Source organism: Thiorhodococcus fuscus (assembly GCF_042682685.1).
GTDB lineage: Bacteria > Pseudomonadota > Gammaproteobacteria > Chromatiales > Chromatiaceae > Imhoffiella > Imhoffiella fuscus.
Map to the genome: position 1 here is coordinate 36899 of NZ_JBHUHX010000042.1, position 21700 is coordinate 58598.

21 protein-coding genes and 2 tRNA genes are annotated in these 21700 nt (G+C 61.6%); 15 read left to right on the forward strand and 8 right to left on the reverse strand.

Annotated elements, in window-relative coordinates; all coding sequences use genetic code 11:
• Positions 1-80: 80 nt before the first annotated feature.
• Positions 81-1754, reverse strand: coding sequence for a sensor histidine kinase (locus tag ACFSJC_RS14845; protein ID WP_386027817.1), 1674 nt, complete (start codon positions 1752-1754; stop codon positions 81-83).
• A gap of 144 nt (positions 1755-1898) precedes the next feature.
• On the opposite strand from ACFSJC_RS14845, the gene sucC reads away from it, so the two are divergent.
• The 4 genes from sucC (at position 1899) to ACFSJC_RS14865 (ending at position 6057) form a co-directional block, all read left to right on the forward strand.
• Entirely contained in the window at positions 1899-3098 is a 1200-nt protein-coding gene (gene sucC, locus ACFSJC_RS14850) for an ADP-forming succinate--CoA ligase subunit beta (protein ID WP_386027849.1), read from the forward strand.
• On the forward strand, positions 3095-3988 hold the full coding sequence (sucD, locus tag ACFSJC_RS14855; protein WP_386027818.1) for a succinate--CoA ligase subunit alpha: 894 nt from the start codon (positions 3095-3097) through the stop codon (positions 3986-3988). Before sucC ends, sucD begins: the two co-directional genes overlap by 4 nt.
• 26 nt (positions 3989-4014) lie before the next feature.
• Entirely contained in the window at positions 4015-5631 is a 1617-nt protein-coding gene (locus ACFSJC_RS14860) for an NAD+ synthase (RefSeq protein ID WP_386027819.1), read from the forward strand.
• 87 nt (positions 5632-5718) lie between these two features.
• Positions 5719-6057, forward strand: coding sequence for a P-II family nitrogen regulator (locus ACFSJC_RS14865; protein WP_386027820.1), 339 nt, complete (start codon positions 5719-5721; stop codon positions 6055-6057).
• 121 nt (positions 6058-6178) lie between these two features.
• On the opposite strand, the gene ACFSJC_RS14870 is transcribed toward ACFSJC_RS14865, so the two are convergent.
• Positions 6179-7006, reverse strand: a complete 828-nt coding sequence (locus tag ACFSJC_RS14870) for an outer membrane protein assembly factor BamD (RefSeq protein WP_386027821.1) — start codon at positions 7004-7006, stop codon at positions 6179-6181.
• A 104-nt stretch (positions 7007-7110) separates the two neighbouring features.
• On the opposite strand from ACFSJC_RS14870, the gene rluD reads away from it, so the two are divergent.
• The 6 genes from rluD (at position 7111) to gshA (ending at position 13812) form a co-directional block, all read left to right on the forward strand.
• Positions 7111-8076, forward strand: coding sequence for a 23S rRNA pseudouridine(1911/1915/1917) synthase RluD (gene rluD, locus ACFSJC_RS14875; protein ID WP_386027822.1), 966 nt, complete (start codon positions 7111-7113; stop codon positions 8074-8076).
• The gene (pgeF, locus tag ACFSJC_RS14880; RefSeq protein ID WP_386027823.1) at positions 8073-8810 is read left to right on the forward strand and encodes a peptidoglycan editing factor PgeF; all 738 of its coding nucleotides are present in this window, start codon (positions 8073-8075) and stop codon (positions 8808-8810) included. The genes rluD and pgeF overlap by 4 nt, the downstream gene beginning before the upstream one ends.
• A gap of 61 nt (positions 8811-8871) precedes the next feature.
• Entirely contained in the window at positions 8872-9393 is a 522-nt protein-coding gene (locus ACFSJC_RS14885) for a glycine cleavage system transcriptional repressor (protein ID WP_386027824.1), read from the forward strand.
• A gap of 3 nt (positions 9394-9396) precedes the next feature.
• Positions 9397-9900, forward strand: a complete 504-nt coding sequence (gene def, locus ACFSJC_RS14890) for a peptide deformylase (protein WP_386027826.1) — start codon at positions 9397-9399, stop codon at positions 9898-9900.
• A 181-nt stretch (positions 9901-10081) separates the two neighbouring features.
• Positions 10082-12184: a carboxy terminal-processing peptidase gene (locus ACFSJC_RS14895; protein WP_386027827.1), complete on the forward strand. Its 2103-nt coding sequence runs from the start codon at positions 10082-10084 to the stop codon at positions 12182-12184.
• 2 nt (positions 12185-12186) lie between these two features.
• The gene (gene gshA / locus ACFSJC_RS14900) at positions 12187-13812 is read left to right on the forward strand and encodes a glutamate--cysteine ligase (RefSeq protein ID WP_386027828.1); all 1626 of its coding nucleotides are present in this window, start codon (positions 12187-12189) and stop codon (positions 13810-13812) included.
• Between the two features lie 75 nt (positions 13813-13887).
• Here gshA and ACFSJC_RS14905 read toward each other — a convergent pair whose 3' ends face one another.
• The 5 genes from ACFSJC_RS14905 to nth all read right to left on the reverse strand — a co-directional run bounded on the left by ACFSJC_RS14905 (position 13888) and on the right by nth (position 17993).
• Positions 13888-14535 (reverse strand): hypothetical protein, encoded by a 648-nt coding sequence (locus ACFSJC_RS14905; protein ID WP_386027829.1) that lies wholly within the window; start codon positions 14533-14535, stop codon positions 13888-13890.
• Between the two features lie 243 nt (positions 14536-14778).
• Entirely contained in the window at positions 14779-16176 is a 1398-nt protein-coding gene (gene sthA, locus ACFSJC_RS14910; RefSeq protein WP_386027831.1) for a Si-specific NAD(P)(+) transhydrogenase, read from the reverse strand.
• 138 nt (positions 16177-16314) lie between these two features.
• Positions 16315-16743 (reverse strand): host attachment protein, encoded by a 429-nt coding sequence (locus ACFSJC_RS14915; RefSeq protein ID WP_386027832.1) that lies wholly within the window; start codon positions 16741-16743, stop codon positions 16315-16317.
• A 162-nt stretch (positions 16744-16905) separates the two neighbouring features.
• Positions 16906-17337, reverse strand: coding sequence for a DUF1841 family protein (locus tag ACFSJC_RS14920; RefSeq protein ID WP_386027834.1), 432 nt, complete (start codon positions 17335-17337; stop codon positions 16906-16908).
• Positions 17338-17354: 17 nt separating this feature from the next.
• Positions 17355-17993, reverse strand: coding sequence for an endonuclease III (gene nth, locus ACFSJC_RS14925; RefSeq protein WP_386027836.1), 639 nt, complete (start codon positions 17991-17993; stop codon positions 17355-17357).
• A 101-nt stretch (positions 17994-18094) separates the two neighbouring features.
• Here nth and ACFSJC_RS14930 point away from each other — a divergent pair, with 101 nt between their 5' ends.
• The 3 genes from ACFSJC_RS14930 (at position 18095) to ACFSJC_RS14940 (ending at position 20108) form a co-directional block, all read left to right on the forward strand.
• A complete protein-coding gene (locus ACFSJC_RS14930) occupies positions 18095-18865 on the forward strand; it encodes a lytic transglycosylase domain-containing protein (protein ID WP_386027838.1) in 771 nt (256 codons plus the stop codon).
• Between the two features lie 74 nt (positions 18866-18939).
• Positions 18940-19386 carry a hypothetical protein gene (locus ACFSJC_RS14935; RefSeq protein WP_386027839.1) on the forward strand — a complete coding sequence of 149 codons (447 nt, stop codon included), beginning with the start codon at positions 18940-18942 and terminating at the stop codon, positions 19384-19386.
• Between the two features lie 20 nt (positions 19387-19406).
• A complete protein-coding gene (locus tag ACFSJC_RS14940; protein ID WP_386027840.1) occupies positions 19407-20108 on the forward strand; it encodes a hypothetical protein in 702 nt (233 codons plus the stop codon).
• A 45-nt stretch (positions 20109-20153) separates the two neighbouring features.
• On the opposite strand, the gene ACFSJC_RS14945 is transcribed toward ACFSJC_RS14940, so the two are convergent.
• Positions 20154-20240, reverse strand: a tRNA-Leu gene (locus tag ACFSJC_RS14945).
• 157 nt (positions 20241-20397) lie between these two features.
• On the opposite strand from ACFSJC_RS14945, the gene ACFSJC_RS14950 reads away from it, so the two are divergent.
• Positions 20398-20474, forward strand: a tRNA-Met gene (locus ACFSJC_RS14950).
• Between the two features lie 759 nt (positions 20475-21233).
• Positions 21234-21506, forward strand: coding sequence for an RNA recognition motif domain-containing protein (locus ACFSJC_RS14955; RefSeq protein ID WP_007040373.1), 273 nt, complete (start codon positions 21234-21236; stop codon positions 21504-21506).
• Positions 21507-21700: the final 194 nt, after the last annotated feature.

Genomic DNA, 21700 nt, shown 5'->3' on the forward strand with positions numbered 1-21700 from the left:
CTCGGCACCTGGTTCCTGGGTGGGGGATCCACTGAACAGCATAGCGCGGGGCTCGGGGGGATCGTCATTCGGTGGTGTCGTCAGGTCGGGCGAAAGGTCAGTCTGAAGCAGCTGCCGTGAGGGTCCAATGGGTGATGGTCGAGGCGGATGCCGTTCGACTCCGCCAGCTCGCGGGCGATGTAGAGTCCGAGGCCCGTACCCTGCGTTCGGGTGGTGAAGAAGGGGTTGAAGATCTCGGGTGCCGTCACCGCGTCGATGCCGGGGCCGGCATCGCGAATTTCGATGCTGGCGTTCCCCTGCCGGTCGGCGGGCAGGAGTCGGATCTGGAGGCGAGCGGGTTGTCCTTCGAGATGCCCGTGAACGAGGGCATTTTCGCCGAGGTTGGCGATAATCTGCTGAAGATGGCGTGGGTCGGCCTCGATTTCAAGCCGCTCGGCGGTAGAGTCGAACCCGAGCGCTTCCTCGTCGAGATCGTGGCGTTCGCGGAATTCGGAGACGAAGTCGCGCAGCCAGGCGTTCAATACGATGGGGCTGGGTTGAATCTCTTTGCGACGCGAGAGCTGCAGGACGCTGTGCACCGTTTCCTCGATGCGCGCACCGTTGCGTCGGATGATCTCGGTGAGATGCAGGTTGTCGCTCGACAGATCTGGATCCTCGGCCAGGAGCTGACTGGCATGGGTGATGGCGCTCAGAGGGTTGCGGATGTTGTGGGCGATGCTGGCGGTGAGCGTGCCGAGCGAGGCGAGCTTGCTCTGCTGCGCCTCGCGCGCGGCCTCTGCGCTGTCGCGCAGATAGAGGATGAGTCCATTGGCGCGCGAGTCGCCGAGGAGCCTCACTGAGGCGGCGAGCTCTCGACTTCCAATGCGTAACGCGCCCTCGCGCAGCGTGTTCGATCGGATCTGACTGGCCAGCCAGTCGCAGAGCTCGGGCGAGAGCTTTCTCAAGGTGACGCCGCTTTTGAAGCGCTGCACGCTGAGCAGCTCTTGCGCAGCCTGGTTCATGAGCCGCAGGCGGCGATCGCCGTCTGCCACCAGGATGCCGGTATTGATGCTCTGGATGATGAATTCGTTGAGTTTGGATAGGTCGTCGAGATCGACTTGGCGGCGGGCGGCCAATTCCTCGGCGGAGCGGACGCGTCTGTAGAGCAGGTGCGCGAGCAGGGCGACGGCGAAGAATAGAAGTCCCAGCAGACCTGCGTGGGTGAAGGAGATGCTTTGGCCAGTATCCGCCAGCAGCGCGTAAATCTGTTGGGTAATGACCGAGATGGAGGCGAGCGCGGCGAACAGCAGCGAGAGCCGTCCCTCCAGCAAGAGCGAGCCGGCTGCGACCGCGACCGCCAGCAGGATGCCGAGTCCACTGGAGATGCCTCCGCCGGCGTGCATCAGCAGCGTGAAAACGAGAATATCGGTGAAGACGACGATCTCGACTTGACTTGCCGGCCGGGGGCGGCGCACCGAGAGCCCCAAGCCGCTCAGGAGTACCAGGATCGCGTAGGCCACCAGGATGTTCCAGGCCCACTGGGTGTCCGGCTGAAGGGGCGATGCACCCTGGTTGCGGGGTGAGAAGTCGAGGATCAGACCGATGAGGACGATGAGGCGGAAGAGGAACAGCCAGCGAAGCGCGGCCCAATTCGGGTAGCGTGCCGGTTGAGGCGCCTCGGCGCGGTTCTTGTCTGTCTCCAGGGGAGGCGAGTGCCCCTCTGTGTGGTGGATCTCGATGCGATCCCGATCGACCTTGAATCCGTCTGTCTCCACCCTGCTTGGGTCCCTGCGTCGATGTTCTTTTGGCAAGCCGGCCTGAATTAGACCAGAATTAGCCAACTCAGGCTATTTGGCCGTTTCACGTTGGATTTTCATCCCGGGTCCTTCACGGGATCTGTCGTGGCGCGGATCGATGCGATCTCAGGTAAGCGAATGAATCTACACGAGTATCAGGCGAAAGATCTATTTCGAAGTTACCGAATCCCGGTTCCCGCCGGACTTTTGGCTCAGACCCCAGAGGAGGCCGTCGCGGCGGTCGATCGGCTGGGCGGGGCGCGCTGGGTGGTCAAGGCGCAGGTGCATGCCGGCGGTCGCGGCAAGGTGGGCGGAGTGATCGTTGCCAATGACGTCTCGGAGGTTGCGTCCGCCGCGCATCGACTGCTCGGAAGCTCTTTGGTCACGCATCAGAGCGGGGCGGCGGGACTGCCGGTCGGGCACCTTTTGGTGGAGGAACCCACCGCGATCGCCCGCGAGCTCTATCTGGGGTTGCTGGTCGACCGTTCGACCGAGCGCCTGCTCTTCATGGCCTCGGCCTCGGGGGGGATGGACATCGAGACCGTCGCGGCCGAGACTCCGGAACGCATTTTCTTCGCGCGAGTGCATCCGGCCGTTGGGCTTCAGCCCTATCAGGTCCGGCGCCTGGGGTTCGGTTTGGGTTTGGAGGGTGCGCAGATCAAGGCGCTCGGCGCCCTCATGGACGGGCTCTATCGGCTGTTCAACGACTGTGACGCCAGTCTGGTCGAGATCAATCCGCTGGTCGTGACGACCGACGGAGATCTGGTCGCGCTCGACGCCAAGGTAAACCTGGACGACAACGCGCTCTATCGTCAGGTCGAGCTGGCGCGACTGCGCGATCCTGCCCAGGAGGATCCACGCGAGTCCGAGGCGCGGGCCTATGAACTCAACTACATCAGTCTCGACGGCAATATCGGCTGCATGGTCAATGGGGCGGGTCTGGCGATGGCCACGATGGATCTGGTCAAGCTGCATGGCGGCGCGCCGGCGAATTTCCTCGACGTCGGCGGCGGCGCGACTGCCGCACGGGTGGCCGAGGCATTCAAGTTGATTCTCTCCGACCCCAAGGTCGAGGCGGTGTTGGTCAACATCTTTGGCGGGATCGTGCGCTGCGACCTGATCGCCGAGGGCATCATCCAGGCGGTGCGCGAGGTGCATGTCGAGATACCTCTGGTGGTACGTCTGGAGGGTACGAACGCTGCGCGGGGGTTGGATATGCTGGCCGGGAGCGGTCTTGCTGTCGCGACGGCAAGCAGTTTGAGCGAGGCCGCCGACAAGGCTGTGGCGGCTGCGGCTCGGGGCAGTGTGGAGGGTTCGGTATGAGTGTTCTGGTCGATCGCGATACCCGGCTCATCTGTCAGGGCTTCACCGGCAAGCAGGGCACCTTCCATAGCGAGCAGGCGATCGCCTATGGCACGCATCTGGTCGGCGGCGTGACGCCCGGCAAGGGCGGTCAGCGGCATCTCGATCGCCCCGTCTTCGATACGGTCCACGATGCCGTGCGTGAAACCGGCGCCGACGCGACCATGATCTATGTCCCGGCACCCTTTGCGGCGGATGCCGTCCTGGAGGCCGCCGATGCGGGGATCCGCGTCATCGTCTGCATCACCGAGGGCATTCCCGTCCTCGACATGCTGCGGGTCAAGGCGGCGCTCGCCCAGTCGGAATCGGTGCTGATCGGTCCCAACTGTCCGGGGATCATCACGCCAGGGGCCTGCAAGATCGGTATCATGCCCGGAAGCATCCATCTGCCGGGCCGGGTCGGTATCGTCTCGCGCTCCGGGACCCTGACCTACGAGGCGGTGTTTCAGACCACCGCCGTCGGCTTGGGACAGAGCACCTGCATCGGGATCGGCGGCGATCCGATTCAGGGACTCGACTTCGTCGATTGTCTCGAACGCTTCGAGGCCGACGACCAGACCGAGGGCGTCATCCTGGTCGGCGAGATCGGCGGATCGGCCGAGGAGGCGGCGGCGGAGTTCATCCGCTCCAGCATGTCCAAGCCGGTCGTGGCCTATATCGCGGGCGTCACTGCGCCCCCGGGCAAGCGCATGGGGCATGCCGGTGCCATCGTTACGGGCGGCGCCGGGACGGCCGAGGGCAAGTACGCCGCCTTGGAGGTGGCCGGTGTCGTCACCGTGCGCTCTCCGGCCATGATGGGCGCGCGCATGGCCGAGCTGCTCGGCGCTCGGGCGAGTAGCGTCGAATCTTGATTCTTTTTCTTTGGGGGTGAGTGAGCGTGGCTTGTCGTATCCAGATCGCGCAGATCAATCCTTTGGTCGGCGACATTGCCGGCAATGCGGAGCGCCTGATTTCGGCCTCCGTCGCGGCGCGCGATGCGGGCGCGGATCTGGTGGTGTTCCCCGAGCTTGCGCTCACGGGCTATCCGCCGGAGGATCTGCTGCTGCGGCCCGAGTTCATGCGGCGGGTCGAGTCCGCGCTGGAGCGCATCGCGGCCGAGGCGCAGGGAATCACGCTGGTGCTCGGTTATCCGCGCGCGGCGGTCGGAGGGCTCTTCAATGTGGCCGGCGTCTGGCGCGACGGCGAACTGCTCGCCGAGTACGCCAAGCAGCATCTGCCGAACTACAGCGTCTTCGACGAGAAGCGCTATTTCCAGTCGGGCTCGACGGCGACGGTCTTCGAGCACTGTGGGCTGCGTTTCGGTCTGACTGTCTGCGAGGATATGTGGCAGGAAGGGCCTGTCGCCCAAGCGGTCGAAGCGGGGGCTCAAGTCCTTTTGAACATCAATGCCTCGCCCTTCCATGCCGGAAAACTCCAAGAGCGCGAGTCGCTCGTCGGACGGCGCGCCAGCGGCCATGGTCTGCCGATCCTCTATGCCAATCTGGTCGGGGGACAGGACGAGCTGGTATTCGATGGGGCCTCGTTCGTCGTCGATCGCGAGGGCCGTGTGGTGCAGCGCGCTCCCGCCTTCGTCGAGGCCGAGCTCCGTGTCGAGATCGATCGGGATTCCGGCGATGTCGTTCGGATCCAATCCGCCGAGAGCGATCGGCCCGAGCCGGATCCGGATGCGGTGATCTACGATGCTCTGGTGCTTGGGGTGCGCGACTATGTGCGCAAGAACGGCTTCGATGGCGCGGTTCTGGGGCTGTCGGGTGGCGTGGATTCGGCTTTGACGCTGGCGATCGCCGTGGATGCCTTGGGGGCGGATCGGGTCGAGGCCGTGCTGATGCCCTCGCGTTATACCGCAGACATGAGCAACGAGGATGCACTGGAGGAGGCGAGACTGCTCGGCGTAGCGACCCGGACCATTCCGATCGAGCCGGCCTTCCTGGCCTTCCTCAATCTACTGGAGCCGGCCTTCGCCGGTCAGCCGATCGATGTGACCGAGGAGAACATCCAGGCGCGCTGTCGTGGCATCATCCTTATGGCCATCAGCAACAAGAGCGGGCGGATTCTGCTCACGACCGGCAATAAGAGCGAGATGTCGGTCGGTTACGCGACGCTCTACGGCGATATGGCCGGCGGCTTCGCTCCCATCAAGGATGTGCCCAAGATGCTGGTCTACCAGTTGGCGCGATATCGCAATCGTCTCGGCAGGGCGATTCCGGAGCGCGTCTTGACGCGCGCGCCATCGGCCGAGCTGCGTGCGGATCAGACCGATCAGGACAGTCTGCCCGAATACGAACTGCTCGATGCCATCCTGCGTCTCTATATCGAGGAGGACCAAGGGATCGATGCGATCGTCGCCCAGGGCTACCCGGACGACCTGGTGCGTCGGGTCGCGCGCCTGGTGGACCGCAACGAGTACAAGCGCCGTCAGGCGCCGCCCGGAGTGCGGATCTCCAAGCGAGCATTCGGTCGCGATCGGCGCTATCCGATCACCAGCGGCTTCTGAGCATGCAACTCGCGGCGCTGTTCATTGGCCGACCGCGAACATATACTTCCCACCCAAATGTAGCCGTGACCCTGAACGGAGAGATTCATGAAAAAGGTCGAAGCGATCATCAAGCCCTTCAAGCTGGACGATGTGCGTGAGGCGTTGTCCGCCGCTGGTATCACCGGCATGACCGCGATCGAGGTCAAGGGCTTCGGTCGTCAAAAGGGCCATACCGAGCTCTATCGTGGCGCGGAATACGTGGTCGATTTTCTGCCCAAGGTGAAGATCGAGCTGATCCTCGCCGACGATCAGGTGGAAAGCTGTATCAATGCCATCACCACGGCAGCGCGCACCGGCAAGATCGGTGACGGCAAGATCTTCGTGGCCGATGTCCAGCGCGTGGTGCGCATCCGTACCGGCGAAGAGGACGAGGCGGCGATCTGACGTCCCGCGCGATAAGTCGTCCGGTCCGCCGCTCGCGCGGCCCGGCACTCTCCGCGCGGTCGGTTGCCTGTCGGCGCTGGCTGCCGCGAGTGTTGGTCTCGGGCAGTGCCCGCGTTGCCCGTCAGTTCTCGTCGAGATTCAGGTAATCCCACAGCTTGCGCGCGATATCGGCCTTATCCGGTTCGGGCTCGTCTGGGATGAAGCGCCCCGCTTGGCGGTTGAGTTCCAGCACGCGCTTGGCGTCGGCGGCCAGATCCTGCTTGCCGAGCGCCTTGTAGGCGTCGATCAGAACCTCCAGGGCATCATCCACGGCGCTTGTGCGCTGGAAACGCTCGATCACATAGTTGGCCCGGTTCGCGGCCGCCACATAGGCCCCACGCTTCATGTAATAACGCGCAACGTTCACCTCGTTATGGGCGAGGTTGTTGCGTAGATAGACCATGCGCTGGCGCGCGTCCTGGGCGTATTTGCTCTGGGGGAAGCGTTCCACCAGCGCGGAGAAGTCGGTGAAGGCGTCCATCGCCGAACCCGGGTCGCGTTGGGAGGGGTCGGTGGGGATGAAACGGTCGAGGAAGCCGATGCTGCGGTTGTAGTTGACGATGCCCTTTAGATAATAGGCATAGTCGACATACGCATTCTGCGGGTAGAGCTTGATGAAGCGGTCCGCTGCGGAGATCGCGTCTTCGGGTTCGTCGGCACGATAGTAGGCGTAGGCGACATCGAGCTGTGCCTGCATGGCATAACGGCCGAAGGGGTAGCGTGCCTCAATCTTCTCGTAGAGCTTGATGGCCCGCTCGTAGTTTCCGGAGTCCAATTCGGCGGCGGCTTCGGAATAGAGTTTGGATGCACTCCAACCCTCGGTTTCGTCGATTTCCTTGCCGAAGACACCGCATCCGGCCAGCGTGACGACGAGCAACAGCAGGGTCAGTCGTGTTAACGTTCGTGGCATGTTTGAATACCTATTTCAATTCGCTGGCAGTATACCCGAAGGAATCTTGAGGGCGCGCGACCCAGCGGCGGCGACCTTACCACAGCGCCGGTTTCCATCCTGATATGACTGCCGCAAGAGACACGCTCATCCGTCGTTCGTTCCAGGTCGATCCGGCGTTTGCCGGGCGCCGTCTCGACCAGGCATTGGCGAGCCTGGCCCCCGAGTTTTCCCGCAGCCGCTTGCAGCAGTGGATCGAGGCCGGGCAGGTGCTGGTCGACGAGTCGCCGTGCCGTTGTCGCGACAAGGTTTGGGGTGGCGAGTCGGTGCGTATCGAGGCCGTCTGCGTTCTCGATCAGGGATGCCTCGCCCAGGACATCGCGCTCGACCTGGTCCACGAGGATGATGACATCCTGGTGATCAACAAGCCGGCCGGGCTTGTCGTCCATCCTGCAGCGGGCAATCCGGACGGGACCCTCCTCAATGCGTTGCTCCATCATGCACCCGCGCTGGCGGGCGTTCCGCGTGCGGGTATCGTGCATCGATTGGACAAGGACACGAGTGGCCTTCTGGTCGTCGCCAAGACATTGACGGCACACAAGTCTCTGGTCGATCAGCTGCAGCAGCGCACCGTGCATCGCGAGTATCGCGCCCTGGTGCTCGGCGAATTGGTGGCCGGCGGTCGTGTCGAGGCTCCGATCGGTCGTCATCCCGTGCATCGGACGAAGATGGCGGTCGTCGGCAATGGTCGACCGGCGGTTACGCACTATCAGGTGCTCGAACGCTATCCAGGCCACAGTCTATTGGGTGTGGAACTGGAGACGGGGCGAACCCATCAAATACGCGTGCACATGACGCATATCCATCACCCGCTGGTCGGCGATCGCACCTATGGTGTGCGGCCGCGACCGCCTCAGGGATGCGATCCCGCCTTGACCTCGGCCCTGCAGTCCTTTCCGCGACAGGCGCTGCATGCGTTGCGTTTGGGGCTCGTTCATCCGGCGACGGGCGAGCCGATGGAGTGGGAGGTGCCGATGGCGACGGATCTGGATGCCTTGCTGGAGCTGTTCCGGCAGGAGCCGGGCGCTTGAATCCGATCCTCCCCGATTGGCCCGCCCCGGCTAACGTGCGTGCGGTTTCGACGACGCGTGTCGGTGGATTGAGTTGCGGCCCATATGCCAGCCTCAATCTGGCCGATCATGTGGGTGACGATCCGGGTGCGGTCGAGCGCAATCGTCGACTGCTCGTCCAGTCTCTCGATCTGCCGGGCGAACCCTGCTGGCTGAATCAGGTGCACGGCTGCCGAGTGGTCGGCGCGGACGCGGTCGCCTCCGATGCGGACGCCTCGGTGGCGACGGAGCCGGGGGCGGTGTGCGCGGTCATGACTGCCGATTGTCTGCCCCTGCTCATCTGTGACGATCGTGGCACGCGTGTCGCGGCGGTTCATGCCGGTTGGCGTGGGTTGGCCGGCGGCGTCATCGAGTCCGCAGTCGATGCCATGGGGGTGGCGCCCGAGCGATTGCTCGTCTGGCTGGGGCCGGCGATCGGTCCGGATGTCTTCGAGGTCGGTCCCGAGGTGCGCGAGGCGTTCGTCGCGGGAAGTCCCGCAGCGGTCGACGCCTTTCGGACGAGTGCCGGTGGCTCGGAGGGCGAGCACTGGCTCGCCGATCTCTTCACCCTGGCCAGGTACCGTCTGGCGCGGTGCGGGGTGCGGCGCGTCTTCGGTGGCGGCGATTGCACCTTCTCGCAGCCCGAGCGGTTTTTTTCCTACCGCCGCGATGGGGTTACGGGGCGCATGGCGAGCCTGATCTGGCTTGCCCCATGACAGGATTGGTCGTTCGTAAGATGAAGAATTCGTGAGATCAAGAAACGGAGAGATGGAATCCATGTCCGATTGGAACATGTTGACACTGGTCGGCGCCGATCGGCCCGGCATCGTAGCGCGGCTCACTCGGGAGCTCTATCAGCTCGGCTGCAATCTGGGCGAGGCCTCCATGATCCGGCTTGGCGGCAGCTTTACCATCATGCTGATGGTCGGCGGAGACCGTTCGGCGGACGAGATTCGGGCTGCCTTGACGCCGGCCGTGCAGGAAATGGGATTGCGTCTGCATCTGGATCCGGTGCACGGTGGATTGCATCAGCATCTGGTGCCGAATCTGCAAGTTCGGGTCGCGGGCGCCGATCGCGCCGGGATCGTCGCCGATGTGACCGAGATTCTGGCCGGGCACGGATTCAATGTACTGGAACTCGAATCGGATGTCGCCGGTGACGAGGAGCGCCCCATCTATATCATGAACATCCAGGGCTACTCCGGTGAGACTCTGGAGGTGCTGGAGGGCGCGCTGGCCCCTCTCGGCGAGCGCGGCGTCTCGGTCGACGTCTCACCCGTGGATGTGATGATCGGTTGATCGATGGCTATTCTGGACATACTGAAACTCCCCGATCCGCGTCTCAAGGAAGTCTCGGAACCGGTCGTCTCCTTTGACGATGCGTTGCGGACATTCATCGCCGACTTGGAGGAAACCCGTCTGGCCGGCCCGGCGGCGGTCGGTATCGCCGCGCCTCAGGTCGGGCATCTCCAGCGCATCGTCATCCTCGATCTCTCCTCCCGCCCCAAGACGCCGAATCACGGTCATCTGGTGTTGGTCAATCCGGAGATCGTGCATTGGGAAGGTTATGCAATGGGTCGCGAGGGCTGTCTGTCCGTTCCCGACTACACGGGCAACGTGATCCGTGCGACGCACATTCGGCTCAAGGCGCAGGACGCCGATGGTCGGGAGAGCGAGTTCGAGATGGAGGGGTTCGAGGCTCGGGCGGTGCAGCACGAGCTGGATCATCTCGACGGTTTGCTGTTCGTCGATCGGGTCGTGAGCCGGCGCACGGACCTCTATCGTCGCAAGGTCTACAAGACCTGAGAACGCGAAATTCTTGTCCATTTCCGGGGCAGCCTCTAGTCTGTCCGCCTTGCGATGCCCATCTTCTGGCAAATCGTGGCGGCCGGTTCGCCACGGGCTGCGTGATCCGTTCAAGGGGGCCGTGGCATCGATCGACGGCCCCTGAGCCACTGGATCCAGAGACCCAATACGAGTACTGATCATGAGACAGCGCCTTTCTCTCTTTTCGCTGGTCGTCGCACTCTGCCTGATGCCGACGGCCGTCCTTGCGACTCCCCATACGGTCCCGCTCTCGGAACTGTTCCCGGATCCCGGTCAGACCAAGGCGGCGATCGTGATCAATAAGGTGCTGGAGCGCTATCACTACCGCAAGGTGACGCTGGACAACGCCTTCGCCAAGGATGTGCTGACGCGGTATCTGGACGATCTCGATCCCAATCGAGCCTTCTTCCAGGCGCGCGATGTGGAGCGCTTCGAGAACGGCGCGCGTCATTTCGACGAAAATCTGCGTCGAGGCGAGCTGGACGTGCCCTTCGACATCTTCAGGGTCTATCGCATGCGGGTCGACGAACGGGTCGCCTATGCGCTCAAGCTTTTGGATCAACAGTTCGATTTCAGTCGTTCCGAGACCTATGCGTTCGATTCCTCCGAGACCCCTTGGGCCAAGGACAGCGCCGAGCTCGACGATCGCTGGCGGCGACGCGTCAAGAACGACTATCTGACCCTGAAGCTTGCCGATAAGTCGGACTCCGAGATTCGCGACCGTCTGCGCAAGCGCTACGAGGGGCTCGCGCGGCGCATCCATCAGTTCAATGGTGGCGATGTCTTTCAGGCGTTCATGAATGCCTATACCGGAACCATCGAGCCCCATACGAGCTATATGTCGCCGAGCACCTCGGAGAATTTCGACATCAGCATGAAGCTTTCGCTCGAAGGCATCGGGGCCGTGCTGCGGGCCGACAACGAGTACACCGTGGTGCAGAGCACCGTACCTGGCGGTCCGGCGCGTGATTCCGGGCAGGTGCATGCCGGCGATCAGATCGTCGGCGTGGCCCAGGGACTCGATGGCTCGATGGAGGACGTGGTCGGCTGGCGTCTTGAGGATGTGGTCGAGAAGATTCGCGGTCCCAAGGGCTCAGTCGTGCGGCTCCAGATCATGCCCAAGTCGAGCGGCTCGACCGCCCATACCCGCGAGGTCCCTCTGGTCCGCAATGAGATCAAGCTAGAGGATCAGGCAGCGAAGAGCTATGTGGTCGACAAGCTGTCCAACGGGGCCGGCCTCAAGATAGGCGTGATCGAGATCCCGGCCTTCTATCGCGACTTTGAGGCCGAGAGCGCTGGACGGAGCAATTTCCGCAGCACCACGCGCGACGTGCGTGCGCTGATCAAGACGCTGACCTCGGAAGGCGTCAACGGGATCGTTATCGATCTGCGCGGCAATGGCGGAGGGTCCCTGGCCGAGGCGACTTCGTTGACCGGGCTCTTCATCGACCTCGGTCCCGTGGTGCAGGTCAAGGACGCCTTCGGCAAGGTCGAGGTCGAGGCGGACCGGGATCCGGGTGTGGCCTACGCTGGACCGCTTGCGGTGCTGGTCGATCGCGAGAGCGCATCCGCGTCCGAGATATTCGCCGCAGCGATCCAGGACTATGGCCGAGGTCTCATCATCGGCGAGCCGACCTTCGGCAAAGGGACGGTTCAGACCCTCATCGATCTCAATCGCTATGTCCCTGGCGATCACGACGACCTTGGACGGCTACGTCTCACCATGGCCGAGTTCTTCCGTATCAGCGGGGGCAGCACCCAGCTGCGTGGCGTGGAGCCGGATATCCGTTTCCCGACGGCGGAGTACATGACCAAACACGGAGAGCGCTCGCTCGACAACGCCTTGCCTTGGACACGTATCGATCCTGCCAACTTCAAGAAGGTCGGCGCGGTTCCGTTCGATCGGTTGGGTCAGCTTTCGGCCGATCGGATCGCCAATAACTTCGGTTTCAAGATGCTGGCCGAGCGCAGCAAGCTGATGCGGGATGTCGAGGAGCAGAAATCGCTCTCGCTGCGCGAGAGCGATCGTCGCGCCGAGGACGATGCGCGCGAGCGTCGCTTCAAGGACGATCAGGACCGTTTCCTGCGCTCTCAGGGGATCACCCCGGTCGACGAGGACGCAGATCAGATCGACGAGGATGCCTTGGATGCGCAGCGCGATGCCATTTCGCGTATCGAGGTCGACGAGGCCGCGCGCATCCTTGCCGATGAGATCCAACTTGGTCGCGGGTCCAATGCCCCGCGTGCCGTGATGAGGAATTGAACTTGACTGCACTCTATGCGCCGCTCGGACGGCGCGTCGAGGGCCTGTGGGCGGCTGGAGCTGCGCCGATTCTAGGAGAGAACCGCATCGGCCTGGAGAAGGAGGGGCTGCGTGTGTGCGCCTCCGGCAAGATCGCGCGCACCCCTCATCCATTGGCGCTGGGGTCGGCGCTGACCCATCCTTACATCACCACCGATTTCTCGGAGTCACTGCTCGAACTCATCACGCCGGCGCTGACCGATCCCGGCGCGGTGTTGGATTTTCTTGAGGATGTCCATCGCTTCGTCTATGGCCATCTTGGCGAGGAGCTCCTGTGGTCGACCAGCATGCCCTGCGTGCTGGAGGGCGCGCGTAGCATTCCGCTGGCCCGCTATGGGACCTCCAATGCAGGAACCATGAAGACCGTCTATCGGCGCGGGCTCGGCAACCGCTATGGCCGGGTTATGCAGGTGATCGCCGGGGTGCACTTCAACTTCTCGTTCGCCGATGCCTTCTGGGATCTCTATCGGGAGCAGGAGGGTGGTGGCGACGATCCGATGGCATTTCGCTCCGATGCCCAGATGGGAATGCTCCGCAATCTGCAGCGGCTCGGATGGCTGGTGCCCTATCTGTTCGGTGCTTCGCCCGCCGTGTGCGCCAGCTTCGTTCAGGGGCATTCGACCGATCTCGAACCCTTCGATTCCAGCACCCTCTACTATCCCTATGCGACCTCATTGCGCATGGGCGATATCGGCTATCAGAACAAGCAGGAAGAAGGAACCGGGCTGAAGGCCTGTTACGACAGTTTGGATTCCTACGTGCGCAGTCTCACCTGGGCCATTCGCACGCCCTGTCCTAAGTACGAGGAGATCGGGGTCAAGGTCGGCGAGCGCTACGAACAGCTCAACGCCAATGTGTTGCAGATCGAGAACGAGTACTACAGTACGGTTCGACCGAAACAGCTGACCGAATGGATGGAAAAACCGACGCAGGCATTGCGTCGGCGGGGGATTCTCTATGTCGAGCTGCGTTCATCGGATGTGAATCCCTTTGAACCGCTTGGTGTGGAGCGCGACCAACTGCTCTTCCTCGAAACCCTGATGCTCTATTGCCTGCTGTGCGAGAGTCCCCGGATCGTCACGGCGGAGCGCGAACACATCGATGCGAATCTGGTGCGAACGGCCCATCGCGGGCGCGAGCCTGGCTTGATGCTGTTTCGTGATCGTCAAGGGGTTCCGCTGAGGGTCTGGGCGGACGAGGTGCTGGGGCGGATGACGGCGGTCGCGGAGCTGCTGGATGGTGGCTCCGGCGGGCCGCATGCCCGGAGTCTGGCGTGTCAGCGCGAGAGGATCGCCTATCCCGATCTGACCCCCTCGGCCAGATTGCTCGATATGATGCGCGAGCGTCGGGAGGGATTCTTCGCCATCTCTCGCCGTTTGTCGGAGGAGCATCGCGCACGTTTTCGAGCGCAACCTCCGAGCGAGGCGCGTCGGGTGCTGTTCGAGCAACTGGCCCGAGAATCGATACAGCGTCAGAGCGAAATCGAGGCTGCCGACGACCGGAGTTTCGACGATTTCTTGAGGGAGTATCTCGCCGAGGAGGGGGATTACGCGCCTGCCCCCCCTGTTTGGGCGCGACCTAGCGCCTGATCTCGAATGGGAGATGCACAACGCCCCGCTGAAGCGGGGCGTTGTGCGTTGGTCGGTGACCGCGTGGTCTGTGTCTTACTGGGGCGCGGCAGGCGTTTGCTGTTGGGGGGCGTCCTGAGACGGCGCGGCCGGCATGTTCGGGAACATGGGGGCGGGCATGCCCTGGAAGCCGTGGTCGCAGCGAGCCTGATGCATGGCCTGACGCTGCTCGCTCATCTGCTTGAATTCAGCGCGGCGCTCTTCCATGCGCTGCTTGGCCTGGGCGCGGTAGGCGTCCATTTCCTTGATGCGCTCCTGAACCGATGCCGGCATTTCGGGGGTCTGGCCGAACTCAGGGGCATTGGGCATCTCTGGCATTTCAGGATACTGTCCGGCGAATTCGGGCATCTCCGGGAAGGCGGGGTACTGGCCTGGCTCGGGCATGGGCGGCATCTCGGGGAATGCCGGCGCTGCGCCATAGCCATAGGGGGCACCGGGATAGCCGGGGAATCCGTGCGCGGCCGTGCCCTGGTTGGCCATCTGCTCGGCGAACTGGCGCTGGGCCTCCATAGCTTGCTGCATGGCCTTGGTTTGCTGCTCCATAAAGGCTTGCTGCTGCTTGACCATTTCCTGCTGTTGTTCCGGCGTCAGGACCGGAGCCGGATAGTAGGGGGCGTACCAGGCGCCCGCAGTCGTGGACGCAGCGGCGAGGGCGATGATGGAGGCGAGATGAAGCTTCTTCATGTGACACACCTTGATGCTGAGGGAAGGGGATGGGAAAAACGGCAACCAGTCATGTCGACGTCCCTGTCGTTGCAGTTGTTTCTGACCCTTTTCACGACCTTCCCGCCGAAGACCGGATCGGATGGGGGCGCGTGAACGGGCTCTTCGTGTTGCACTCGAATCCGGCAGTGCCGATAAGGTCATCAGTATATAAGAATTTTCTGAATCATCAACCGTCAACCTGCGCTCGCTTCGAGTTTCGGCTCAGAAGAGGCGGTTCAATCCGTTCAGCGCGGCGACCCGGTAGGCCTCGGCCATGGTGGGATAGTTGAAGGTCGTCTCGGTGAAATAGCGGATGTTGTTACCCTCGCCGGGCTGGGACATGATCGCCTGCCCGATGTGGACGATCTCGGCGGCCTGCTCTCCGAAACAGTGGATGCCGAGGATTTCGAGCGTCTCGCGATGGAAGAGCAGCTTGAGCATGCCGACCGTATGCCCCGTGATCTGGGCGCGGGCGATGCTCTTGAAGTCGGCCTGAGCGACCTCGTAGGGGATCTGGGCGGCGGTGAGTTCTCGCTCGGTACGGCCGATGGAGCTGATCTCGGGGACCGTATAGATGCCAGTAGGGAACTCCTCGATCAGCGACCAATCGCAATTGCCGTTGGCGATGTGGGCGCCGACGAAACGTCCCTGATCGTAGCTGGCGCTGGCGAGCGAGGGGGCGCCGACGACGTCGCCGACCGCATAGATGTGCGGATGGGCGGTCTGGTAGCTGGCGTTGATTTCCAGTTGGCCGCGCTGATTGGGTGTGAGTCCGATCTCTTCCAGACCCATGTCCAGGGTGTTGCCGGTGCGGCCATTGGCCCACAACAGGACCTCGGTCTTGAACTTCTTGCCCGATCGGCAATGGAGCACGACCCCGTCGGAATCGGCTTCGATGTGATCGTAGGCTTCGTCGTTGCGGATGACGACGCCTTGCTGGCGCAAGTGGTAGCTCAGTGCGTCGGTGATCTCGTCGTCGAGGTAGGACAGCAGCCGGTCGCGGTTGTTGACCAGATTCACCTTGACGTCGAGCGAACTCAGGATGGAGGCGTATTCGCACCCGATCACACCGGCACCATAGATGGTCACCGATTTGGGCGTATTCTGCAGCGATAGGATGGAGTCGCTGTCGCGGATTCTCGGATGAGTGAAGTCCAGGCCGGGCGGATGATAGGGGCGCGACCCGGTCGCGATGACGAAATAGCGCGCGCGCAGTTGCTCGGTCGGGCCGCCGGTGCCCTTGATCTCGATGCACTCCGGGCTCAGGAATCTGGCGCGACCGAAGATGACGTCCACGCGGTTGCGGCGGTAGTGGCGAAAGCGGGTACGGACCTGGGTGCTGATGACCCCGTCGGCTGCTCTGAGCAGGTCCGGGAACTCGACCTCGATCTGGTGCTGGGTGTGCTGGAAGAGTGGATTGCGTCGATAGTCCGCGAGCATCTGGATCGAATGCCGCAAGGCTTTGCTCGGGATCGTGCCCCAATGGGTGCAGCCGCCGCCAACGGCATCATGAGCTTCGACTACCGCGACGCGCTGCCCGGCCTTCGCAAGCTTCATCGCCGCGCCTTCGCCGCCCGGTCCCGTTCCAATGACGATTGTGTCGTACTCTCTCGTGACCATGCGCCTCGACCCTTGCATCTATCAATGGGTTGCTAGATTAACATAGGTCTTTCTCGCCGGAACCTGGGCGATGGTTGGTAGCGGGTGTGGTGGCGCATCCCTGCGCGCTCGGCAAGTGGCGGAGCGGTCCGTGCTGTTTCAGAGGAAATCGGGCAGATGTCGACGAATCGTCTCTGGGGGTTGGGTGGTGAGATTCTTGTCGATCTCTCCCGCGACCATCTGTCTCAACGGGGGTGATTGACGCTTGCGAAGCAATCCGAGCAATCCGGGCGAGGCAAGGATGTAGAGCTTGCTGAAGAGGCCCTGATTGCGCGCGGTCTCAAGATCGTCGCAGATGAGACTGGCGAAACGCTCGGCATTGTCTTGCTTGTGGACGCCGTCTTCGTTGATTGAGTGTGCTCCCGAGGGTGTGTGGCTACGACCTCCCTTGTCGCTGATCAGATCTCCCTCGTGCAATCTCCCTTCGGGAAACGCCAGCGTGCTGATTTCTTGGAGGGGGCCGGCCGCCTTTTCGGCGGCGAAGACCCGGGCGCGGCTGTTATCGGCAACCAGTATCCAAGTCGGCATAGGTCATTTTCCTCATTGGGTTGTGGTCGGCCCCTGCGTCGCAGGGCGTGACGGCGGCGCCCCGTCCTGAGCGGCTCGCGGACAGGGCTCGTATTCGGGCGAGGCGCTTGCCGTTGAGGTTGAGTGTAACAGTCCGTTCACACGCATGCGGGCGAGAGGTGCTCAGCGGCTTCCAGGGGCGTCGATGCAGGCGAGATAGGCCCGCTCGTCGAACGGGCGTTGGTCGTGTTGGAGCTTCCACAAGGATTCGGTCAGGCACTCCATCATTCGGTGCTCGGCCAGGTGTGCGTCTCCAAGTCGCTGTGCCAGTTCGAGATAGCGCTGCCGGATGCCGGCCGGCTGGTCGATGCCGACCTGTTCCTGGATCGCTAGGTGCAGTCCGAGATGGAGGAAGGGGTTCGCCTGTCCCTGCTGTGGTGGAAAATCCTTGTCGATGGCGGCGTCGGGCGTTTCGAGCAAACCCTGGTACTCCGGGTGCTGCTGGAGGATCTCGACGATCTGGCGTTCGAGCGGTTCCAGCGGCTCGGAGTGTTTGGCCTTGCGCCAGGCCCGGATGAAGATGCGTCTGTGTGTCTCTCTGTCGGCGGCGAGCATGGTGTGGGTTCCGGTGTCTAGATGGCGGTTGTCTTGTCGTCGAACTCGCATAGATCGGCGATGAGGCATCGGGGGCAGCGCGGTTTGCGCGCGGTGCAGATATAGCGTCCGTGAAGGATGAGCCAATGATGGGCATTCATCAGGTAGTCCTTGGGTACATGGCGCAGCAACGTCTGCTCGACCGCGAGCGGGGTCTTGCCTTCGGCGATGCGCGTCCGGTTGGCGACGCGGAAGATATGGGTGTCGACCGCCATGGTCGGTTCGCCGAACGCGGTGTTCAGGACCACGTTGGCCGTTTTGCGTCCGACGCCTGGTAGCGACTCCAGCGCCTTTCGGTCCCTCGGTACCTGGCCATCGTATTTGGAAACGAGGAGGTTGCAGGTGCCTAGGATGTTCTTCGCCTTGGCGTTGTACAGCCCGATGGTGCGTATGTGTCGTTTGAGACCCTCTTCGCCGAGTTCGAGCATGTCCGCCGGGGTGTTGGCGACCGAGAAGAGCTTGGCGGTAGCTTGATTGACGCTGCGATCGGTTGCCTGAGCCGACAGGATCACGGCGATCAGCAGCTCGAAATTGCTGTGATAGATCAGTTCGGTTTTCGGGGATGGATTGGCGGCGCGGAATCGTTCGAAGATGATCTGGCGTGTTTTGGCGTTCATCGCTTGAATTGTGTTGGAGACTATCGTCAGATGCAAAGCTCGTCCGTGACGACTTCGGTCGTTCCGAGGCAAGCCAAGGGTACACAATGGACGCTTACCGCATGTTCAGATCCTATCCGTCAACCTGGTTTTTCATCTGGCTGGTGTTTCCACTGCTCGGCTGGGGAGGGCTTGCCGCTGGTGCGTCGGTGCCGGAGGTGTCGCCCGTCGTTGAGTCCGTCTCCCTCTTGCCGAAGCCCCCGAGTCGGCCTCGGCCCACACGGGCGCAGGTCGATGGTCTGATTCCGAAAGTTGCTAGTCGATATAAGGTGGAAACGGCCTTGGTTCGGGCGGTGGTGGCCGCAGAATCCAACTATAATGCCCATGCCGTTTCTCCGGCGGGGGCGATCGGCCTGATGCAGCTGATGCCGGCGACGGCCGCCGACTATGGTGTGACCTCGTCGGATGCGCTGTTCGATCCGGAAGTCAACCTGCGCACGGGTACGCGGCATCTGAAACGGTTGTTGAACAAGTATAAGAATGATTATGGTCGTGTGATCATGGCCTACAACGCGGGCGAGGGCGTGGTCGACCGCACCAACAGCCGGGTGACCTATCTGGAGACGCTCAATTATACCGAGGCCGTGATCCTGAATTACCGCCGTCATGGCGGAACCGCTCCAACGCGGGATGCCCTGCGTCAGGTTCAGTCCCTGCGTGGAATGCGTTTTAACAGTCGGTCTCGGCGGCTGCTGAAGAAGTATCTTGATCCATCGCTGCTCTCCTTGAAGGTCAAGCCTACGCTCGACGTGCATCTGCTGAATCCGTCCCTGCATGATGTGGGGCCGGAGAGTCAGCCGATGTTCGAGTTGGATGCGGGCCGCATCCCTTGATCTTGGTGTGACGTTTGCGAGGGGTTGGTTGATGGTCGGCTTGGTGTCGTCCATTCGGTTTTCGGTAAGTGATTATGAATCGAACGCTTGACAAGCTGCGCGAGCTCGCACAGGAAAGCGCCTTGAGCGCACAAGACTCGCAATCCAAGGCGCGAAGAACCCATGAGTCTTGCGCTCAGCTCGCCGCACCCCTCATTCGTGCCTTTCGGGACGTCGAGAGCGAGTTCGTCCGCATTTCGGTCCTGAAGCAGATCTGGCCGACCGACTACCATCGTCGCGACGACAGGGTGTCGGTGTTGTTGGTCGGTATGCTGGGCCCGGAGGAGGCGCCCTACGGCCTCAAGCTGATCGTTCCCTATGGATATTTGCGTTTCGAGGTTGCGCTCAAATCCGACGGTTTGCCGGTCTTTAGCTGCGTCCGCGATACCCAAGGGCAGCGCCCCATGTCGATGGATTTTCCCGATGCCGATCGCTGGTTGGAGTTTTTCTACAAATCGATCGCCGATCTTGTCGAGCTCTGACGTTCTCGGGCTCGGCGCTCGTGCTTGACTTCCCGGTCGACCTTGCGCTGTACAACTTCGTACCGGTCGTTCTAACCGGTGCGGCGCTTTGGTTCCTGTCCTTGTTCGTGCGTGACCGGGTTGTCGATCGCTATCCGCTGGCCCTGCTTGGCGGTGTGCTGGTGTTTCTCGGAGGGTTGTCGAAAGCCCTCTGGAAGCTCATCGCCGCCCTGGCGGGAGTGGATGTCGCCTGGTTGGCTGCAGCCCTTTTCCCTTTGATGGCGCCAGGCTTTGCGCTGGTGGCCGTCTCCGTTTGGTCCGCTTCGCGTCAGCTTCGCGGGCATAGGCTGCTTGGTGGTTGGCGGCTGGCTGTCTCGCTGATTCTCGTGGCCTTCATTGCCGCAGCGCTGAGACAGTGGCTGTGGGATATTCCGCGCGGCTGGTTCCTGCCGTTGCTGGTTCTCGCGAGTCTGGGCAACTTGGCCCTTAGCGCCCAACTCATTTGGGCTGGCCTCTATCTGCGTCGCAGATCGATCGCGCTACTCTTCGGAGTCAATCTGGGCATGATCTTCACCCTCCAGCCGATTGCGATGGCGACCTCGAAGACGATGGCGATGCATTGGGTCGAGCAGACGCTGACTGTGCTAGGCACGGGATGCTTCGCTCTTGCCGCCTATCTGCTTTGGCGAGCATCGGTGCGAGAAGTTAAAGGGGGCGATCGCGTCAAGTGGCCGGGATCGTGAAACGAAAAAAGGGGTGAGATGTTTTCATCTCACCCCTTTCGAACATGGTACCGAGGGCCGGACTCGAACCGGCACGGTGTCACCACCGTCAGATTTTGAGTCTGATGCGTCTACCAATTTCGCCACCCCGGCTAAGGCGTGAAGGCGGATTATAGCGCCATCAATCGCTTTTGTGTAGACCTCATCTGCGCCAGATGCACCCGTCGGCGCATCGCTTGGAGCGCTCCACCGAGCGCAGATTTTCCTCTTGCTCTGCTCTAGATTCGGCCCTATAATTCACAGCTCTTCCGGCTACGTAGCTCAGTTGGTTAGAGCATCGCACTCATAATGCGAGGGTCCCCTGTTCGAGTCAGGGCGTAGCCACCATATTCTTAAGCCTCGCGCAAGGATGCGTCTGGGCCTCCTCAAGACACGCCTTTCCTATCCGCATCGCCCTCATCATACTCATGCACTTGGCTCGATGCCGTCTCGGTTTCGGGAGTGCTCTGTTTTCTCAAATTCCGATTTTGATCGCTAGCTTGTTTCGGCCTTCGTTTAACCGATTGCGAGGCAGTGGGCGGTTCGGTTCTGTCGTGCGTGTTTCTCGAAATTCTTGAGCTGGCTGCTATCTGGCAAGGCCGGCGCGCGCTGACATCTATCGAGATAAGATTGCATTCTATGCAGTGAGTTGGTTCATTGAGCGGTGCTCTGTTGGACTGAATGGGCAGGCGTCAATCCTGTGTTTCTTCTTTGTGGTTTGTACGTGCGCTCGCTGCGATAACGCGGTCTTCTTCGTTATCATGTTTGATGTAACTGCTATTATTTTTCTTGATGCGGGTGTGCTTTTGCGCGATGGTTTTTTGCGCTTAGGGTGGTGTGTCAGATCTCGATATCAATAGGGCTGAAATATCGCGTGCTTTCCCGTTCGAGACCTGTTACGGTATAGAAAGTGAGAGAAGTCGATGATATCAATCGGCATATGGTGTCTGCTGATTTCGCAGAAATCCAAGTTTTTTCCCGAGACCTCGTAGCCTCCCTGCCTCACTGATACCGCGTTAGCGGTGACTCCGTATCGAAAGCGCCACTCGTTAGGCTGGTTTCGATATCCTAAATATACATGCAATTTTTGAGTTCAGAGAGACAGCGATGAACATCTACGTAGGTAATCTTTCTTATAACACGACCGATTCTGATCTGCGCGAAGCCTTTGCGCCTTTTGGTGAGGTTGCTCAGGTCAATTTGATCAGCGATAAATTCACCGGTCAATCTAAGGGTTTTGGCTTCGTTGAGATGCCCAATAATAGCCATGCAGATGCGGCGATTAAGGGGCTCAATGGAACTGACCTTCAGGGTCGCTCCATCAAGGTCAACGAAGCAAAGCCCAGAAGTGATCGTGGTTCGAGTGGACGGCGTTTCTGAGGCGGTTTTCCGCTTCTTCTGATTCGCTTAGGAACTTGCCGGCTGTTGGCCGGCAAGTTTTTTTGTGCTTGAAAAACTGGCTGTTGCTTACTTGTATTGATGAGGTTTGAATTGGGCTGGAATTACTGCGTTTGAGCTTGAGTCTGAATTCTTTGGTATGAAGTTAGTGGTCGTTTTCTTTTTATGCTGTGATG

Bases quoted from the DNA above. Each gene is read 5' to 3' on its own strand.
- sucD (WP_386027818.1), top strand. From the start codon at position 3,095: ATGAGTGTTCTGGTCGATCGCGATACCCGGCTCATCTGTCAGGGCTTC.
- ACFSJC_RS14865 (WP_386027820.1), top strand. From the start codon at position 5,719: ATGAAAAAGGTCGAAGCGATCATCAAGCCCTTCAAGCTGGACGATGTG.
- ACFSJC_RS14870 (WP_386027821.1), bottom strand. From the start codon at position 7,006: ATGCCACGAACGTTAACACGACTGACCCTGCTGTTGCTCGTCGTCACG.
- rluD (WP_386027822.1), top strand. From the start codon at position 7,111: ATGACTGCCGCAAGAGACACGCTCATCCGTCGTTCGTTCCAGGTCGAT.
- ACFSJC_RS14885 (WP_386027824.1), top strand. From the start codon at position 8,872: ATGTCCGATTGGAACATGTTGACACTGGTCGGCGCCGATCGGCCCGGC.
- def (WP_386027826.1), top strand. From the start codon at position 9,397: ATGGCTATTCTGGACATACTGAAACTCCCCGATCCGCGTCTCAAGGAA.
- ACFSJC_RS14895 (WP_386027827.1), top strand. From the start codon at position 10,082: ATGAGACAGCGCCTTTCTCTCTTTTCGCTGGTCGTCGCACTCTGCCTG.
- ACFSJC_RS14905 (WP_386027829.1), bottom strand. From the start codon at position 14,535: ATGAAGAAGCTTCATCTCGCCTCCATCATCGCCCTCGCCGCTGCGTCC.
- sthA (WP_386027831.1), bottom strand. From the start codon at position 16,176: ATGGTCACGAGAGAGTACGACACAATCGTCATTGGAACGGGACCGGGC.
- ACFSJC_RS14915 (WP_386027832.1), bottom strand. From the start codon at position 16,743: ATGCCGACTTGGATACTGGTTGCCGATAACAGCCGCGCCCGGGTCTTC.
- ACFSJC_RS14920 (WP_386027834.1), bottom strand. From the start codon at position 17,337: ATGCTCGCCGCCGACAGAGAGACACACAGACGCATCTTCATCCGGGCC.
- nth (WP_386027836.1), bottom strand. From the start codon at position 17,993: ATGAACGCCAAAACACGCCAGATCATCTTCGAACGATTCCGCGCCGCC.
- ACFSJC_RS14930 (WP_386027838.1), top strand. From the start codon at position 18,095: ATGTTCAGATCCTATCCGTCAACCTGGTTTTTCATCTGGCTGGTGTTT.
- ACFSJC_RS14935 (WP_386027839.1), top strand. From the start codon at position 18,940: ATGAATCGAACGCTTGACAAGCTGCGCGAGCTCGCACAGGAAAGCGCC.
- ACFSJC_RS14955 (WP_007040373.1), top strand. From the start codon at position 21,234: ATGAACATCTACGTAGGTAATCTTTCTTATAACACGACCGATTCTGAT.